Genomic DNA, 16,995 nt, shown 5'->3' with positions numbered 1-16,995 from the left:
GACCCGGCCGCACCGGCGCCCGCCACGCCGGCCCCACCCTTGCTGCTGCGCTATTCGACCCCGGTGTTCCTGAGCCCGGCGGACCCGGCAGCCGCGCCGCGCCTCAGCGCCCACCTGAACGCCGGCGCGCGCGGGCCGGAGCTGGTGGTGCACAACCGCGGCAGCGCCCACGCCCGGCTCAGCGACCTGAGCTTCGTCGGCGCCGACGGCCGCACCCTGCCCCTGTTCCCCAGTCTCTCCGGCTATGTCCTGGCCGGCGCCTACAAACGCTGGCCGCTGCCGGCCGCCGCGACCGCGCCCGGCGGCCACTTCGCGGCCAGGCTCGACGACCAGGCGCCGCTGCAGGCGCTGCCCGCCGAGTGAACCGCCCGGCACATTGCGCCAGCGGCCCCCGCCAGGTATAGTGCGCGGCTTCGTCGTGCCCGTCATGGGCCGATGGACCGTCCACGCCGGACGCACCGGCGAATTCACACCTGCCGCCATCGCCCGTGCCGGGGTGCTCCGCAAGGAGTTCGGCCACGGAGGCAGCAGGGAGGCCCAACCCCGGAATCGTCGTGCGGCCCGCAAGGCCGTCGTCATGCGCGCGCTTCACCCATTCCTGCCCGCGCACGGCCGGTTCCCCATCAGGAGTCACTGCAATGCCTCAGGTCACCATGCGTCAGATGCTGGAAGCCGGCGTCCACTTCGGCCACCAGACCCGCTACTGGAACCCCAAGATGGCGCCGTACATCTTCGGCGCGCGCGGCAAGATCCACATCATCAACCTCGAGAAGACGGTTCCGCTGTTCAACGACGCGATGAACTTCATCTCCAGCGTCGCGCAGAAGCGCGGCACCATCCTGTTCCTGGGCACCAAGCGCAGCGCCCGCGACGCGGTGAAGGAAGAAGCCGAGCGTTGCGGCCAGCCGTTCATGACCCAGCGCTGGCTGGGCGGCACGCTGACCAACTTCCGCACCGTCAAGCAGTCGGTGGCGCGTCTGAAGGAGCTGGAAGCGGCCGAAACCGACGGCACCTTCGACAAGCTGGTCAAGCACGAAGTGCTGACCCTGCGCCGCGAGCGCGACAAGCTGGAAGCCTCGCTGGGCGGCATCAAGGAAATGAACCGTCTGCCGGACGCCCTGTTCGTCATCGACATCGGCCATGAAGACATCGCCATCAAGGAAGCCAAGAAGCTCGGCATCCCGGTGATCGCGGTGGTCGACACCAACTACAACCCGGACCTGGTCGACTACGCCATCCCCGGCAACGACGACGCCATCCGCGCCGTGCAGCTGTACGCCCGTGCCGCCGCCGACGCCGTGCTGGAAGGCAAGGCCGCTGCGCCGAACGCCGCCAGCGTGCGCGAGGAAGAGTTCGCCGAGGGCGGCGACGACAAGGGCCGCGGCCCGCGCAAGAACGGCAAGAAGGCCGAAGAGACCGCTCCCGCCGCCGAGTAACCGGCGCGCCATGCGGCTGCGCGATCATGCGCAGCCGCCGCCCGGCGCGTTCGGCGCGCCCGGCTTCGCGAGCGCCGCCTGCGGCGCCCGCTTCCCAGATCTACCGGCCGGCCGCAAGCCGGCCTTTTCCCACCTTTCGTGAGGACATCCCGTGGAAATCACTGCTTCCCTGGTCAAGGAACTGCGCGAGCGCACCGGCGCCGGCATGATGGAGTGCAAGAAGGCACTCACCGAGAACGCCGGCAACATCGACAACGCCGCCGAGTGGCTGCGCAAGTCGGGCCTGGCCAAGGCCGACAAGAAGGCCGACCGCGTCGCCGCCGAAGGCCGCATCGCGATGGCGCAGGACGGCGGCAAGGCGGTCCTGGTCGAAATCAACTCCGAGACCGACTTCGTCGCCAAGGACAACAACTTCCTGGCCTTCACCGACGCCGTCGTCCAGGCCGCCCTGGCCTCCGGCGCCGCCGACGTCGAAGCGCTGAAGAGCGCCAAGCTGCCCAGCGGCGAGACCGTCGAGGAAGCCCGTGCCGCGGTCATCGCCAAGGTCGGCGAGAACGTGCAGGTGCGCCGCCTGGTGCGCATCGACAGCGCCAACAACGTCGCCGCCTACGTGCACGGCGGCCGCATCGGCGTGCTGGTCGAGGTCAAGGGCGGCGACGCCGACCTGGCCCGCGGCATCGCCATGCACATCGCGGCGATGAACCCGCCGCACGTCAAGGCCTCCGACGTCCCGGCCGAGTTCGTGGCCAAGGAAAAGGAAATCGAGCTGGCCAAGATGTCGGAGAAGGACAAGGCCAAGCCGGCCGACATCCTGGAGAAGATCATCAGCGGCAAGATCGCCAAGATCGTCAACGAGGTCACCCTGTACGGCCAGCCCTACGTGCTGAACACCGACCAGACCGTGGAGCAGGCGGTGAAGGCCGCCGGCGCCGACGTGGTCGGCTTCCAGCGCCTGGCCGTGGGCGAAGGCATCGAGAAGGTGGTGGAAGACTACGCCGCCGAAGTGATGAAGCAGGCCGGCTTGGCCTGATCCCGCGCCCGGGAAGAAAAGAGCCGCGCATTGTCGCGGCTTTTTTTTTACGGGTGTACGCTGCGCAGGCCGGGACAGGCCGCTCCCCCACCTCTCATTCCATGCCGTATCGGAAGTGCATGCATCCTGAACTCGAAGCGATCCTGAGTCACTCCCGCGACCTGCCCTCGCCCCCCGGCGTTGCCTTGCGCATCATCGAACTGGCGCAGGACGCGGACGTGGACCTGGCCGCGACCGCCGATGCGATCGCCATGGACATGGCACTGAGCGCGCGCATGCTGCGCATCGCCAATTCCCCGCTGTACGCCAGCCGGCGTCGCGTCGACAACCTGGGTCAGGCGCTGACCATGCTCGGCCTCAACGCCGCGCTGAGCCTGGCATTGGGCTTCTCGATGGTGCAGAGCCTGCGCGGCGGCAGCGGCGAGCCACAGGAACGGCTGTGGCGGCGCAGCGTGCTGGCGGCACTGGCCAGCCGCCTGCTCGGCCAGGCCGCGGGGCTGCGCAAGCACGAGGAACTGATGCTGGCCGGGCTGCTGCAGGACATGGGCGCACTGGCCCTGCTGCACGTCTGCCACGACCAGTACGCCGCCCTGCTGCACGAGGCGGCTGGCGATCCGCAACGGCTGAGCGCGCTGGAGCGCGAGCACCTGGGCGCCGACCGCGCCGAGGTCGGCGCCTGGCTGGCGCAGAAATGGAAGCTGCCCGCGTACCTGCAGCGCAGTATCGGCGGCGGCGGCACTGCCGGCGCCGCGACCGAACCCTTCGACATCTGCGTGCGCCTGTCCGGCGCCGTCGCCGACATCTGGCTCAGCGACGATCCCGAAGCCGCGCGCACCCACGCCATGCAGTGCGCCTATCGCGACCTGCAACTGGACAGCCGCCGTTTCGACGAGGTGGTGGGCCACATCGCCGAGGCGCTGCCGGCGGTCAGCCCGATCTTCGATGTGCGCATCGCGCAGCCGGAGCGGGTCGACGCGATCATCAGCCATGCCCGCGAACTGATGGTGCTACGCAACCTGCGCGAAGTGCAGGAAGCCAACCGCGTGCGCCAGCGCGCCGACGAGTACGAGCAGCACGCACGGCGCCTGGCCGAACAGGCCAGCCGCGACGCGCTCACCGGCGTGTTCAACCGGCACCAGCTGGACACTTTGCTCAAGCAGCAGTTCGAACTGGCCAATCGCCACGACTGGCCGCTGTCGGTGGCCTTCATCGATCTGGACGATTTCAAGAAGATCAACGACGCGCACGGGCACCTGGTCGGCGACCAGGTCCTGCGCGCATTCGCGCAGACCCTGCAGCCGATGCTGCGCGCCAGCGACACCGTGGCGCGCTTCGGCGGCGAGGAATTCCTGGTGCTGTTGCCCAACACCGGCGAAGAGGCCGCGCTGGGCGTGATGCGGCGCATCCTCGCCGAGATCGCGCAGCGGCCGATGGCCGACACCAAGCAGGGGCCGCTGCACATCAGCTTCTCCGCGGGCGTGGCCACCCAGGGCGGCCGCGAGCGTTTCAACAGCGCGCAGGAACTGCTGCAGGCGGCCGACGACATGCTGTACAGCGCCAAGCACGGCGGCCGCAATCGCGTCACCGCGCGTTCGTCCGGCGAGGCGCAACGCTGAAGCATCGCCGGCGGCACAGACGCGCTGGCGCGCATCGGCTAAAATCGTGTGGTTTGCCCGTCATCCCCCAACGAGGTCGCCATGTCCCAGCTCGCCTATCGCCGTATCCTGTTGAAACTGTCCGGCGAAGCGCTGATGGGAGACGGGGACTACGGCATCGACCCGAAGATCATCAATCGCCTCGCCCATGAGGTGATCGAGGCGCAGCAGGCCGGCGCGGAAGTGGCGCTGGTGATCGGCGGCGGCAACATCTTCCGCGGCGCCGGTCTGGCCGCCAACGGCATGGACCGGGTCACCGGCGACCACATGGGCATGCTCGCCACCGTCATCAACGCGCTGGCGATGCAGGACGCGCTGGAAAAGCTCGGCGCCAAGGTGCGGGTGATGAGCGCGATCAAGATCAACGACGTGTGCGAGGACTTCATCCGCCGCCGTGCGATCCGCCACCTGGAAAAGGGCCGCATCGCGATCTTCGCCGCGGGCACCGGCAACCCCTTCTTCACCACCGACTCCGGCGCCGCGCTGCGCGCGATCGAGATCGGTGCCGACCTGCTGCTGAAGGCGACCAAGGTCGACGGCGTGTACGACAAGGATCCGAAGAAGCACGCCGACGCCGTGCGCTTCGACAGCCTGACCTACGACGAAGTCATCGCCCGCAACCTGGAAGTGATGGACACCGCCGCCTTCGCCCTGGCCCGCGACAGCGACCTGCCGCTGCGCATCTTCAACATGGGCCAGCCCGGCGAACTGCTGAAGATCCTGCGCGGCGCCGAGATCGGCACGTTGGTCAAAGGTCGGGGCTGAAAAGCCGGGAATCGGGAATCGGGAATCGGGAATCGGGAATCGCCACAGCGTTGCGCACTGCAGCATTGGCGCTGGCCACGATTCCCCGCCACATTGGCGTTCAGTTGGGCGCGCCGGAATCCGCCCTTGCCATTCCCCATTCCCGATTCCCCACTCCCGGCAGGCTATAATCGTCCGATTCAGATTCAGCACGGACACCGGCGATGCTCAACGAAATCAAGCAAGACGCACAGACCCGCATGGCCAAGAGCATCGACGCGCTGCGTCATACGCTCATCAAGGTGCGCACCGGGCGCGCGTCGACCGCCCTGGTCGAGCACCTGAAGGTCAACTACTACGGCTCGGAGATGCCGCTGAGCCAGGTCGCCAGCGTGGCCGTCGCCGACGCCCGCTCGCTGACCATCACCCCGTGGGAAAAGCAGATGGTCGGCGCGGTCGAGAAGGCGATCCTGGCCTCGGACCTGGGCCTGACCCCGAACACCGCCGGCACCACCATCCGCCTCAACCTGCCCGCGCTCACCGAGGAGCGCCGCCGCGAGCTGTCGAAGGTCGTGCATGGCGAAGGCGAGGACACCAAGGTCGCGATCCGCAACATCCGCCGCGACGCCAACCAGCAGGTCAAGGATCTGCTGAAGGACAAGAAGGTCACCGAGGACGAGGCCCGCGCCAGCGAGGACGACATCCAGAAGCTGACCGACAAGGCGATCAAGGACGTGGACGACGTGGTCAAGGGCAAGGAACAGGAACTGATGGCGGTCTGAGCCTGCGCCTGCCGGCCATGCCTTCCGACCCCGTCCCCATGTCCCTGCCCCGCCACCTGGCCATCATCATGGATGGCAACGGCCGCTGGGCGCAGCGCCGGCGCCGGCCGCGCGTGATCGGCCACCGTGCCGGCGCCCGCGCGGTCAATCGCACCATCGACTTCTGCCTGGAGCGCGGCATCGGCGCACTGACCCTGTTCGCCTTCTCCAGCGAGAACTGGGGACGGCCGCAGGAGGAAGTGGACGCGCTGATGAAGCTGTTCCTGCATGCGCTCGACCGCGAGGTCGAGGAATTGCAGCGGCGCGGCGTGCGCGTGCGCTTCATCGGCGACCGCTCGCGCTTCGCGCCGTCGCTGTGCGAGCGCATGGCCCAGGCCGAGGCGCGCACCCGCGACAACCAGGCCCTGCACCTGTCGATCGCCGCCAGCTACGGCGGCCGCCAGGACATCGCCCTGGCCGCGCGCGCGCTGGCCGAGGACGTCGCCGCCGGGCGCCTGCGCCCGGAGCAGATCGACGAGGAGGCGCTGTCGGCGCGCATGGCGCTGGCCGAGCTGCCGCCGCCGGACCTGTTCATCCGTACCGGCGGCGACCTGCGCATCAGCAATTTCCTGCTGTGGCAGCTGGCCTATACCGAACTGTGGTTCACCGAGACCCTCTGGCCCGAGTTCGGCCCCGAGGTGCTGCAACAAGCCCTGGACGACTACGCCCGCCGCGAGCGGCGTTTCGGCCTCACCAGCGCGCAGGTCGCCGAAGCGGCGACGGAGAACGTTTCCGCATGACCCGTACCCGCGTCATCGCCGCGCTGATCATGGCCCCGCTGGCCATCTGCGCCATCCTGCTGCTGCCGACCCAGTGGCTGGTCGCGCTGGCCGCGTTGATCTTCCTGATCGGCCTGTGGGAATGGCTGAAGCTGGCCGAGGTCGACGACACCCTGCCGCGCACCATCCTGCTGATGCTCAACCTGCTGCTGATGGTGCTGCTGGTGTGGGCCTCGGCCGGCTCGCTGGTGCTGTTCCAGCTGACCACCCTGATCGGCGTCGGCTGGTGGTGCGTGGCCTTGCTGTGGCTGGGCTTCTACCGCTTCGGCTCCGACCACGCCACCTATGCGCGGGTGTTCAAGCTCGCCGCCGGCACCCTGGCGATCGTGCCCGCCTGGGCCGCCCTGGGCCTGATCCACGCCAGCGAGCCCAACGGCCACCGCTGGCTGCTGACCGCGCTGGCCACGGTGTGGGCCGCCGATTCCGGCGCGTATTTCGCCGGCCGCCAGTTCGGCAAGCACAAGCTGGCGCCGCGGATCAGCCCCAACAAGACCGTGGAAGGCCTGGTCGGCGGCCTGCTGGCCGGCCTGATCGTGGCCGCCGGTTTCGGCTGGCTGGCCGGGGTGACCCTGCCGCACCTGCCCGGGCTGCTGATCGTGGCCGCGGTCAGCGTGCTGGCCTCGGTGGTCGGCGACCTGTTCGAGAGCCTGCTCAAGCGCCACGTCGGCGCCAAGGACTCGGGCAACGTGATTCCCGGTCACGGCGGCGTGCTGGACCGGATCGACGGCGTGCTGGCGGCGCTGCCGATCTTCGCACTGGGCAAGGACATCTTCGGGTTCTGAGCCAGTGAACACGCAACGCAGCAAGACCCCAGCGGTCCGCACCATCGCCGTGCTCGGCGCCACCGGCTCGATCGGCGCCTCGGCGCTGGACGTGATCGCGCGCCATCCGCAGCGCCTGCGCGCCGGCGTGCTGGCCGCCGGGCGCAACGTCGACGCGCTGCTGGCGCTGTGCGCCACGCACCGTCCCGCGCATGCGGTGATCGCCGATCCGGCGCTGTACCCGGCGCTGCGCGACGGCCTGCGCGCGGCCGGGCTGTCGACCCAGGCGCATGCCGGCGACGCCGCACTGGACCAACTGGTGGCCAGCGACGCCTGCGACAGCGTGGTCGCCGCCATCGTCGGCGCGGCCGGCCTGGCCTCGACCCTGGCCGCGGCCCGCGCCGGCAAGCGCCTGCTGCTGGCCAACAAGGAAGCGCTGGTGCTGGCCGGCGAACTGGTCACCGCCGCGGCGGCCGCGGCCGGCGCCGAGATCATCCCGATCGACAGCGAGCACAACGCCATCTTCCAGTGCCTGCGCTCGCGCCAGACCGGCGCCGAGGTGCGGCGGGTGCTGCTGACCGCCTCCGGCGGCCCGTTCCGCGGCTGGGACCGCGCGCGCCTGCAGACGGTGACCCCGGCGCAGGCCGTGGCGCACCCGAAGTGGTCGATGGGGCCGAAGATCTCTGTCGATTCGGCGACGTTGATGAACAAGGGCCTGGAAGTGATCGAGGCCCACCACCTGTTCGCGCTGGCGCCCGAGCGCATCGAGGTGCTGGTGCACCCGCAGAGCCTGGTGCATTCGCTGGTCGAGTTCATCGACGGTTCGACCCTGGCGCAGATGGGCCTGCCGGACATGCGCACCACCCTGGCGGTGGGCCTGGGCTGGCCGGACCGCATCGCCTCCGGGGTCGCCGGGCTGGACCTGCTGACGCAGGGCCGGCTGGATTTCGAGGCGCCGGACCTGGACGCTTTCCCCTGCCTGGGCCTGGCCTGGCGCGCGATGCAGGCCGGCGGCAGCGCCCCGGCGATCCTGAACGCGGCCAACGAAGTGGCTGTTTCAGCCTTTCTTCAGGGCCGGATCGGTTTCCTATCGATTCCTGCGCTGGTCGAGAACGCCCTGACCGAGCTGCCTGCGGTCGCGGCCGATTCCCTGGACGCGTTGCTGGCGGCGGATGCGCACTCGCGCAAGATCACCGAACTCGCCATTGCCCGCCACTTCGCCCATGCTTGATCCCCACGCCGCCATGAGCCACGCGCATGGGTAATGTCGTCGGCTCCATCTGGTGGATGCTGGTCAGCCTGGGCATCCTGGTGACCTTCCACGAGTTCGGCCATTTCTGGGTCGCCCGCCGCTGCGGGGTCAAGGTGCTGCGCTTCTCGGTGGGCTTCGGCAAGCCGCTGTGGTCGCGCTACGACCGCCACGGCACCGAGTTCGCGATCGCCGCGATTCCGCTCGGCGGCTACGTGAAGATGCTCGACGAACGCGAGGGCGAGGTGGCCCCGGCCGAGCGTGCGCAGGCCTTCAACAACAAGAGCGTGTGGCAGCGCATCGCCATCGTCGCCGCCGGCCCGATCGCCAACCTGATCCTGTGCGTGGCGTTCCTCTGGGCGATGTTCGTGATCGGCAAGCAGGACTACGCGCCCATCGTCGGCCGCGCCGAGGGCCTGGCGCAGCAGGCCGGGTTCCAGCCCGGCGAGCGCATCGTCCGCGTCGGCGACCGCGACGTCGCCACCTGGAGCGAGGCCGCCATGCAGCTGACCGTCGCCGCCATGGACCGCGAGGACGTGCCGGTGCAGACCGAGGACGCGCAGGACGGCGCCAGCCATACCCGGACCCTGCGCCTGTCGCAGCTGCCGGTCGGCTTCGACGAGCAGCAGGTGCCGGCCCTGGCCGGCCTGACCTGGCGCTTCACCCTGCAGCCGGCGGTCATCGCCAACGTCACCGCCGGCTCGGCCGCCGACGGCGTGCTGCGCCCCGGCGACCGCGTGCTGGCGGTGGACGGCACCCCGATCACCAGCGCCGACCAGGTCGCGCCGCAGGTGCAGGCCCTGGGCCGCGGCGGCGGCAACGGCCTGATCGAGGTCGAGCGCAACGGCGAGCGCCTGGCCCTGGACGTCCATCTCAAGCAGGCCGCCGGCCCCGGCGCGCCGCGCTGGACGCTGGGCGTGGCCATCGGCGAGCAGCGCCGCCCGGCCTACGACGCCACCCTGCGCTACGGCCCGCTGGCGGCGATCCCGGTCGCCTTCCGCGAGACCGGCCGGCTGGCCGGCGACACGCTCGGCATCCTGCGCCGCATGCTGACCGGCGAGGCCTCGCTGAAGAACGTGTCCGGCCCGATCACCATCGCCAAGGTCGCCAACGTCTCGGCCAAGCAGGGCCCGGACTGGTTCCTGAATTTCCTGGCGCTGCTGTCGCTGAGCCTGGCGATCATGAACCTGCTGCCGATCCCGATCTTGGACGGCGGGCACTTGCTGTATTACCTTATCGAGTTGGTCAAGGGCAGCCCGCTGAGCGAGCGCGCCATGGCGGCGGGGCAATTCGTGGGCCTGACGTTGCTGGCAGGACTGATGGGGTTGGCGTTCTACAACGACCTCTTCGGCCAGGCCCTGCGATGACCCGCGCCGATCCACTCGACCCGCTGTCGTCTTGCGCCGGCGCCCATGCAACAACGATATCGACCTCTACCGGACGTGACATGACGAGATTTCCCACTCGCCGCCTGCTTGCCCTCGCCCTCGCCGCCAGCCTCAGCCTGCCGGCCCTGGCCCAGGTAGCGGAGCCCTTCACCGCCAGCGACATCCGCGTCGACGGGCTGCAACGCATTTCGTCCGGCACCGTGTTCACCTACCTGCCGGTGGAACGCGGCGACACCGTGGACGAGGCCAAGGTCGCCGAGGCGATCCGTGCCCTGTACCGCACCGGCTTCTTCGAGGACGTGCGCGTCGACCGCCAGGGCAACATCCTGGTGGTCACGGTCAAGGAGCGTCCGGCGATCAACAAGCTGACCGTCACCGGCAACAAGGACATCAAGAGCGAGGAACTGCTCAAGGGCCTGTCCGACATCGGCCTCAGCGAAGGCGGCACCTTCGACCGGCTGAGCCTGGACCGGGTGACCCAGGAGCTGACCCGCCAGTACAATAACCGCGGCAAGTACAACGTCGAGATCACCCCGACGGTGAGCCCGATGGACCGCAACCGCGTCGACGTGGCCATCGCGATCAAGGAAGGCAAGGCGGCCAAGATCCGCCACGTCAACCTGATTGGTACAGAGAAATTCCTCAACAAGGACATCCTGGAGAACTGGGAGTCGCGCGAGCACAACTGGCTGTCCTGGTACCGCCGCGACGACCAGTACTCCAAGGAAAAGCTGTCCGGCGACCTGGAGAAGCTCAACTCCTGGTACCTGGACCGCGGCTACGTCGACTTCAGCGTCGACTCCACCCAGGTGGCGATCAGCCCCGACAAGCGCGACATGTACCTGACCGCCGGCATCACCGAAGGCGAGCAGTACAAGATCTCCGACATCAAGGTCACCGGCGACACCATCCTGCCGCAGGAAGAGATCGAGAAGCTGGTGATCCCCAAGGCCGGCGACACCTTCTCGCGCGCGCTGCTGGAATACAGCTCCGACGCCATCACCAATACCCTGAGCAACATCGGCTACGCCTTCGCCAAGGTCACCCCGATCCCGACCACCGACCGCGAGAAGCGCACGGTGGCGGTGAACCTGCAGGTGACCCCGGGCCCGCGCGTGTCGGTGCGGCGCATCGTGTTCCGCGGCAACACCCGCACCTCCGACGAAGTGCTGCGCCGCGAAATGCGCCAGTTCGAGGACACCTGGTACTCGCAGGCGGCGATCGACCGCTCCAAGATCCGCCTGCAGCGCCTGGGCTATTTCGAGTCGGTGGACGTGGAAACGCCGCCGGTGCCGGGCAGCAACGACAAGGTCGACGTGGTCTACAACGTCAAGGAGACCACCTCGGGCAGCTTCACCTTCGGCCTGGGCTATTCGCAGACCTACGGCGTCACCACCTCGGTGCAGCTGTCGCAGAACAACTTCCTCGGCGGCGGCAACCGCGTCGCGGTGGACGCCTCGCGCAGCAGCTACCAGGAGCGCTACGCGTTCTCCTACACCAACCCGTTCTTCACCGACGACGGCGTGTCGCTGGGCTACAACCTGTCCTGGCGCAAGCTGGACTACTCCGACTTCGGCACCGCGCAGTACAACAGCACCAACGGCGCGGCGCAGGTGATCTTCGGCGTGCCGATCACCGAGACCGACAGCGTCTCGCTGATGTTCGGCGTGGACAGCAACCAGATCACCACCTATCCGGGCTTCACCCCGCAGGCGATCATCAACTACATCGACGCGATCGGGACCAAGACCTTCCACGCCTGGCGCAGCGAGCTCGGCTGGGCGCGCGACACCCGCAACGACTACTTCATGCCCACCCGCGGCATGTACCAGCGTGTGGGCCTGGAAGCCACCCTGCCCGGTTCCACCGTCGAGTACTGGAAGCTCAACTACCAGATCTCCAAGTACTGGCCGATCTCGCCGGCGCTGGTGCTCAACACCCGCGCGGAGTTCGGCTACGGCGACAGCTACGGCAGCGACGTGTCGCGCGACATCTGCGGCACCTACACCAGCGATGCGCAAGGCACGACGACCTACAACCCGCAGGCCTGCAACGGCTCCAACCTGATCCGCAGCGTCACCGCCTCGGGCCTGCCGTTCTACGAGAACTTCTACGCCGGCGGCACCAACTCGGTCCGCGGCTTCGAGGACAACACCCTCGGCCCGCGCTCGGAGGCCACCGCCTCGTACCGACGCGGCCAGCCGCTGGGCGGCTCGTTCAAGACCGTGGGCTCGGCGGAAATGTACTTCCCGAAGCTGTTCGACAGCCCGTCGGCGCGCATTTCGGCGTTCGTGGACGTCGGCAACGTGTTCAATGGCGTGGACAACTTCAAGTCCAACCAGTTGCGCGCCTCCACCGGTATCGCCCTGCTGTGGCGGGCCCCGGTCGGCCCGATCTCGATCAGCTATGCGATTCCGTTGAAGAAGGAAGACAACGACGAGATCGAGCGCCTGCAGTTCACCTTTGGTGGGCAGTTCTAAAAGAACTGCCCACCCGCTGCCAGGGCTGCGCCCTGGCAGCCAGGTTTTCGCTGCGCGAAAACCTGCTGGGGCTTGGCTTGCCTAATCCCCGCGCCTGTCGGCGCGCCCCGAGCGCGTCACCGCATTCGCGCTGACGCCCCACGATTCGCACTGCGAATCGCGGGCCCCGGCTCATCGCCTTCCGAATCCCCCCGCCTTCGGCGCGCCCCCTTTACCAAAGGGGGCTTTGCTCGAGTCGGTCGATCGTGACTTGCAGGTGATCGAGCCTATTCGGCTTGGTGTACGCGAGCGGGTCCCACGCCCTACGCGGGCGTACGTATGACCGTGCTGGTGGCACACGGTAGAATCTCCCGGTGAATACTTCGACCTATACCGCTGACGAGATCGCCGAGCGTTTCGGCCTGCAGGTGCATGGCGACGGCAGCGTCGCGGTGCGCGGCGTGGCCACGCTGGCGCAGGCCGGCCCGGGACAGCTCAGCTTCCTGGCCAATCCCCGCTATCGTGCGCAACTGGCCGACAGCACTGCGGCGATCGTGGTGCTGCGTGCCGACGACGCCGAGGCGGCGCCGGGGACCGCACTGATCGCGCGCGATCCGTACGTCGCCTTCGCCAAGATCGCCGCGCTGTTCGACGTGGCCCCGCTGCGACCGCCCGGCATCCATCCCAGCGCCAGCATCGATCCCAGCGCGCAGGTCGCGGCCAGCGCGCACATCGGCGCGTTCGTCAGCATCGGCGCGCGCAGCGTGGTCGGCGAGGGCTGCGTGATCGGCCCCGGCTGCGTGATCGGCGAGGACTGCCAGGTCGGCGCAGGCAGCGAACTGATCGCCCGCGTCACCCTGGTGACCCGGGTGCGTCTGGGCAAGCGCGTGCGCGTGCATCCCGGTGCGGTGCTCGGCGCCGACGGCTTCGGCCTGGCGATGGACGCCGGCCGCTGGATCAAGGTGCCGCAGCTCGGCGGCGTCCGCATCGGCGACGATTGCGAGATCGGCGCCAACACCTGCGTGGACCGCGGCGCGCTGGAAGACACCACCCTCGAAGAAGACGTGCGCCTGGACAACCTGGTGCAGGTCGCGCACAACGTGCACATCGGCGCGCACAGCGCCATCGCCGGCTGCACCGGCATCGCCGGCAGCGCCAAGATCGGCCGCTACGTGATGCTCGGCGGCGCGGTCGGCGTGGTCGGCCACCTGGAGATCTGCGACAAGGTCGTGGTCACCGGCAAGTCGGTCGTGCGCAACTCCATCCACGAGCCGGGCGAGTACTCGTCCGGCACCCCATTGACCGACAACCGCACGTGGCGCAAGAACGCCGCGCGCTTCAAACAGCTCGATGCCCTGGCCCGTCGCATCCTGTCTGTCAGCAAGGAGAAGGAATGAGCCACGATCAGCCCCTGCCGGACGCCACCCTGCCGGACATCAACCAGATCCGCGCACTGCTCCCGCACCGCTACCCGTTCCTGCTGGTGGACAAGGTGGTCTCGCTGGATTTCGAGAACCGCCGGATCGTCGCGCACAAGAACGTCAGCATCAACGAGCCGTATTTCCAGGGCCATTTCCCGGGCCAGCCGATCATGCCCGGCGTGCTGATCATCGAGGCGCTGGCGCAGGCCGGCGGCATCCTGACCCAGCTGGCGATGGGCCGCGACGCGCAGTCCAAGCTGTTCTACATGGTCAAGGTCGACAACGCCCGCTTCAACAGCCAGGTGGTGCCCGGCGACGTGCTGGAGCTGCACGTGGAAATCAAGCGGGTGATCCGCAACATGGCGGTGTACTACGGCGAGGCCAAGGTCAACGGCAAGGTCGTGGCCTGCGCCGAAGTGCTGTGCGCCGGCACCCGCGAATGACCCTGGCAGGAGACCTGCGATGAGCGCCAACGCTCCCCTGATTCACCCCTCCGCGATCATCGATCCCGGCGCGAAACTCGCCGCCAACGTGCGCGTCGGCGCCTTCACCGTGATCGGCGCCGAGGTGGAGATCGGCGAAGGCTGCGAGATCGGCTCGCATTGCAGCATCGTCGGCCCGACCCGGCTCGGCCGCGACAACCGCCTGGTCGGCCACGTCGCGCTCGGCGGCGACCCGCAGGACAAGAAGTTCGCCGGCGAACGCACCGAACTGGTGATCGGCGACCGCAACGTGATCCGCGAGTTCGTCACCGTCAGCCGCGGCACCGGCAGCGGCGGCGGCATCACCCGCGTGGGTAGCGACAACTGGTTCCTCGCCTACACCCACGTCGCCCACGACTGCATCGTCGGCAACCATTGCGTGTTCTCCAACAACACCACCCTGGCCGGGCACGTGGAAGTGGGCGACCACGTGATCATCAGCGGCTTCGCCGGCGCGCACCAGTTCTGCCGCATCGGCGATCACGCCTTCCTCGGCATGGGCGCGCTGATCAACGGCGACGTGCCGCCGTTCACCATGGTCGGCGGCAATTCCCTGGGCCGCCCGCGCGGCATCAACAGCGAAGGCCTGAAGCGCCGCGGCTTCGATCCCGAGCGCGTGGCCGCGATCAAGCGTGCGTACCGCGCGCTGTACGTGGCCGGCCTGCCGCTGGCCGAGGCCAAGCACCAGTTGGCGGTGCTGGCCGAAGGCAGCGAGGACGTGCGCGCGATGCTGGAATTCATCGAATCCAGCGAGCGGCCGTTGTTGCGATGAATGCCGGGAATGGGGAATCGGGAATGGGAAATGGGAAGAGCGTTCGCCCGCCCGGCCCCGGCTCCGCTGTTGCTTCAACCATTCCCCATTCCCCATTCCCCACTCACCGCGCAGCGAAGCTGCGCATCGCCCTGGTCGCCGGCGAAGCCTCCGGCGACCTGCTGGGTGCGGGGCTGATCGAGGCGTTGCGCGCGCGCTATCCCGACGCGGAGTTCGCCGGGGTCGGGGGCGAGGCGATGCGCCAGGCCGGGTGCCAGACCTGGTTCGACGCCAGCGAGCTGGCAGTGATGGGTCTGCTGGAAGTGCTGCGGCACCTGCCGCGCCTGCTGAAGCTGCGCCGCGCGCTGCGCGAGCGGCTGCTGGCCTGGCGCCCGGACGTGTTCGTCGGCATCGATGCCCCCGACTTCAACCTGGGCGTGGAGCGCTGGCTGAAGCAGCGCGGGCTGCGCACCGTGCATTACGTCAGTCCATCGGTATGGGCCTGGCGCGAGCAGCGCGCGGCCAAGATCGGCGCCAGCGCCGACCGGGTGCTGTGCCTGTTCCCGATGGAGCCGCCGATCTACGCCAAGCACGGCGTGGACGCGCGCTTTGTCGGCCACCCCATGGCCGATGCGATCGCGCTGCACGAAGACCGCGGCGCGGCGCGTGCGTCCCTGGGCGTGGCCGCCGACGTGCCGGTGCTGGCGGTGTTGCCGGGCAGCCGCCTGGGCGAGATCGGCAAGCTCGGCGACACCTTCTTCGCCGCCGCCGCGCAGGTGCTGCAGCAGCTTCCGGACGCGCGCGTGCTGGTGCCGGCCGCCAATGCCGCGTGCAAGGCGCTGATCGAAGAACAACTCGCGCGCTCGGCCTTGCCGGCGGCCGCCACCCGGGTGCTGGACGGCCACGCCCGCACCGCGCTGCTCGCCGCCGATGCGGTGCTGCTGGCCTCCGGCACCGCGACCCTGGAAGCCATGCTGGTGAAGCGGCCGATGGTGGTCGGCTACAAGGTCGCCCCGCTCACCTACCGCATCGTCAAGGCGCTGGGCCTGCTGAAGGTCGACCGCTACGCCCTGCCCAACATCCTCGCCGGCCACGACCTGGCGCCGGAACTGATGCAGGACGCCTGCACCCCCGACGCCCTGGCCGCCGCGCTGCTGCACTGGCTGCGCAACCCGCAGGCGGTGGCGGCGCTGCAGCCCGAGTACGAACGCCTGCACCTGCTGCTGCGCCAGGACGCCTCGGCGCGCGCGGCCGATGCGGTGCTCGAATTGCTGGAGGGCCGGGAATCGGGAATCGGGAATCGGGAATCGACAGGAGCAACGGCATGAAGCGCTCCCTTCCCCCGCCGTCGCCGCAGCAGTCGCTTTTGTCCCATTCCCCATTCCCCACTCCCGATTCCCGGCTCTACGCCGGCGTCGACGAAGCCGGCCGCGGCCCCCTGGCCGGGCCGGTGGCGGTGGCGGCGGTGGTGTTCGATCCGGCGCGCACCCGCATCAACGGGCTGGACGATTCCAAGCAGCTGACCGCGGCGCGGCGCGAGACGCTGTATGCGCGCATCGTCGAGCGCGCGCTGGCCTGGCAGGTGGTGCTGATCGAGGCCGAGGAGATCGACCGGCTGAACATCTACCAGGCGACCATGCTGGGCATGCGCCGCGCGGTCGAGGGCGTGGCCCACGTGGCCGGCTTCGCCCGCATCGACGGCAACCGCGTGCCCAAGGGTCTGCCCTGCGCCGCCGAGGCGCTGGTCGGCGGCGATGCCCGCGACCGCGCGATCATGGCCGCCTCGATCGTCGCCAAGGTCACCCGCGACCGGATCATGCAGCGCCTGCACGACGAACACCCGCACTACGGCTTCGACCTGCACAAGGGCTACGCCACCCCGGCGCACCTGGCGGCACTGGCCGCGCACGGCCCCTGCATCCACCACCGGCGCAGTTTCGCGCCGGTGCGGATGGCCCTGAAAAGCCGGGACCCGGAGCCCGGGACCCGGGACCCGGAACGGCAACTGGTCGCATAGGC

The 16,995-nt window shown here is 69.1% G+C and carries 15 protein-coding genes and 1 pseudogene; all 16 read left to right on the top strand.

The genetic code is table 11. The features are described from left to right. Positions 1 to 363 (top strand): annotated as a pseudogene (locus tag CEK66_RS20385) (molecular chaperone); the annotation flags it as partial. Between the two features lie 275 nt (positions 364 to 638). Next, complete coding sequence (gene rpsB / locus CEK66_RS14485; RefSeq protein WP_017908839.1) at positions 639 to 1,436, top strand: 30S ribosomal protein S2; 798 nt, start codon at positions 639 to 641, stop codon at positions 1,434 to 1,436. A gap of 151 nt (positions 1,437 to 1,587) precedes the next feature. Next, positions 1,588 to 2,466, top strand: a complete 879-nt coding sequence (tsf, locus tag CEK66_RS14480) for a translation elongation factor Ts (protein ID WP_017908840.1) — start codon at positions 1,588 to 1,590, stop codon at positions 2,464 to 2,466. 119 nt (positions 2,467 to 2,585) lie between these two features. Beyond that, the gene (locus CEK66_RS14475; protein WP_152237380.1) at positions 2,586 to 4,082 is read left to right on the top strand and encodes a GGDEF domain-containing protein; all 1,497 of its coding nucleotides are present in this window, start codon (positions 2,586 to 2,588) and stop codon (positions 4,080 to 4,082) included. A gap of 81 nt (positions 4,083 to 4,163) precedes the next feature. Further along, positions 4,164 to 4,886, top strand: a complete 723-nt coding sequence (pyrH, locus tag CEK66_RS14470; protein ID WP_010344040.1) for a UMP kinase — start codon at positions 4,164 to 4,166, stop codon at positions 4,884 to 4,886. Between the two features lie 203 nt (positions 4,887 to 5,089). After that, positions 5,090 to 5,647 (top strand): ribosome recycling factor, encoded by a 558-nt coding sequence (frr, locus tag CEK66_RS14465; protein WP_152237379.1) that lies wholly within the window; start codon positions 5,090 to 5,092, stop codon positions 5,645 to 5,647. Between the two features lie 38 nt (positions 5,648 to 5,685). Beyond that, complete coding sequence (gene uppS, locus CEK66_RS14460; protein WP_152237378.1) at positions 5,686 to 6,426, top strand: polyprenyl diphosphate synthase; 741 nt, start codon at positions 5,686 to 5,688, stop codon at positions 6,424 to 6,426. Beyond that, entirely contained in the window at positions 6,423 to 7,247 is an 825-nt protein-coding gene (locus tag CEK66_RS14455) for a phosphatidate cytidylyltransferase (RefSeq protein ID WP_017911571.1), read from the top strand. The genes uppS and CEK66_RS14455 overlap by 4 nt, the downstream gene beginning before the upstream one ends. A 4-nt stretch (positions 7,248 to 7,251) precedes the next feature. Next, complete coding sequence (locus tag CEK66_RS14450; protein ID WP_152237377.1) at positions 7,252 to 8,457, top strand: 1-deoxy-D-xylulose-5-phosphate reductoisomerase; 1,206 nt, start codon at positions 7,252 to 7,254, stop codon at positions 8,455 to 8,457. A gap of 26 nt (positions 8,458 to 8,483) precedes the next feature. Beyond that, the gene (gene rseP / locus CEK66_RS14445) at positions 8,484 to 9,842 is read left to right on the top strand and encodes an RIP metalloprotease RseP (RefSeq protein WP_017914566.1); all 1,359 of its coding nucleotides are present in this window, start codon (positions 8,484 to 8,486) and stop codon (positions 9,840 to 9,842) included. A gap of 80 nt (positions 9,843 to 9,922) precedes the next feature. After that, positions 9,923 to 12,343 carry an outer membrane protein assembly factor BamA gene (bamA, locus tag CEK66_RS14440; protein ID WP_152237376.1) on the top strand — a complete coding sequence of 807 codons (2,421 nt, stop codon included), beginning with the start codon at positions 9,923 to 9,925 and terminating at the stop codon, positions 12,341 to 12,343. Positions 12,344 to 12,696: 353 nt separating this feature from the next. Next, the gene (gene lpxD, locus CEK66_RS14435) at positions 12,697 to 13,719 is read left to right on the top strand and encodes a UDP-3-O-(3-hydroxymyristoyl)glucosamine N-acyltransferase (RefSeq protein WP_152237375.1); all 1,023 of its coding nucleotides are present in this window, start codon (positions 12,697 to 12,699) and stop codon (positions 13,717 to 13,719) included. Next, entirely contained in the window at positions 13,716 to 14,186 is a 471-nt protein-coding gene (fabZ, locus tag CEK66_RS14430; protein WP_010344048.1) for a 3-hydroxyacyl-ACP dehydratase FabZ, read from the top strand. The genes lpxD and fabZ overlap by 4 nt, the downstream gene beginning before the upstream one ends. A gap of 19 nt (positions 14,187 to 14,205) precedes the next feature. Next, a complete protein-coding gene (gene lpxA, locus CEK66_RS14425; protein ID WP_152237374.1) occupies positions 14,206 to 14,997 on the top strand; it encodes an acyl-ACP--UDP-N-acetylglucosamine O-acyltransferase in 792 nt (263 codons plus the stop codon). Between the two features lie 23 nt (positions 14,998 to 15,020). Continuing rightward, positions 15,021 to 16,304, top strand: a complete 1,284-nt coding sequence (gene lpxB / locus CEK66_RS14420; RefSeq protein ID WP_193312664.1) for a lipid-A-disaccharide synthase — start codon at positions 15,021 to 15,023, stop codon at positions 16,302 to 16,304. Next, complete coding sequence (locus tag CEK66_RS14415) at positions 16,301 to 16,993, top strand: ribonuclease HII (protein ID WP_193312663.1); 693 nt, start codon at positions 16,301 to 16,303, stop codon at positions 16,991 to 16,993. Before lpxB ends, CEK66_RS14415 begins: the two co-directional genes overlap by 4 nt. Positions 16,994 to 16,995 lie beyond the last annotated feature (2 nt).

This window comes from Xanthomonas sp. LMG 12460, from assembly GCF_009192895.1.
In the GTDB taxonomy this organism is placed as follows: Bacteria; Pseudomonadota; Gammaproteobacteria; order Xanthomonadales; family Xanthomonadaceae; genus Xanthomonas_A; species Xanthomonas_A sontii.
Note: the sequence above shows the minus strand (reverse complement) of the source record. Positions and strands in the feature narration are given on the sequence as shown.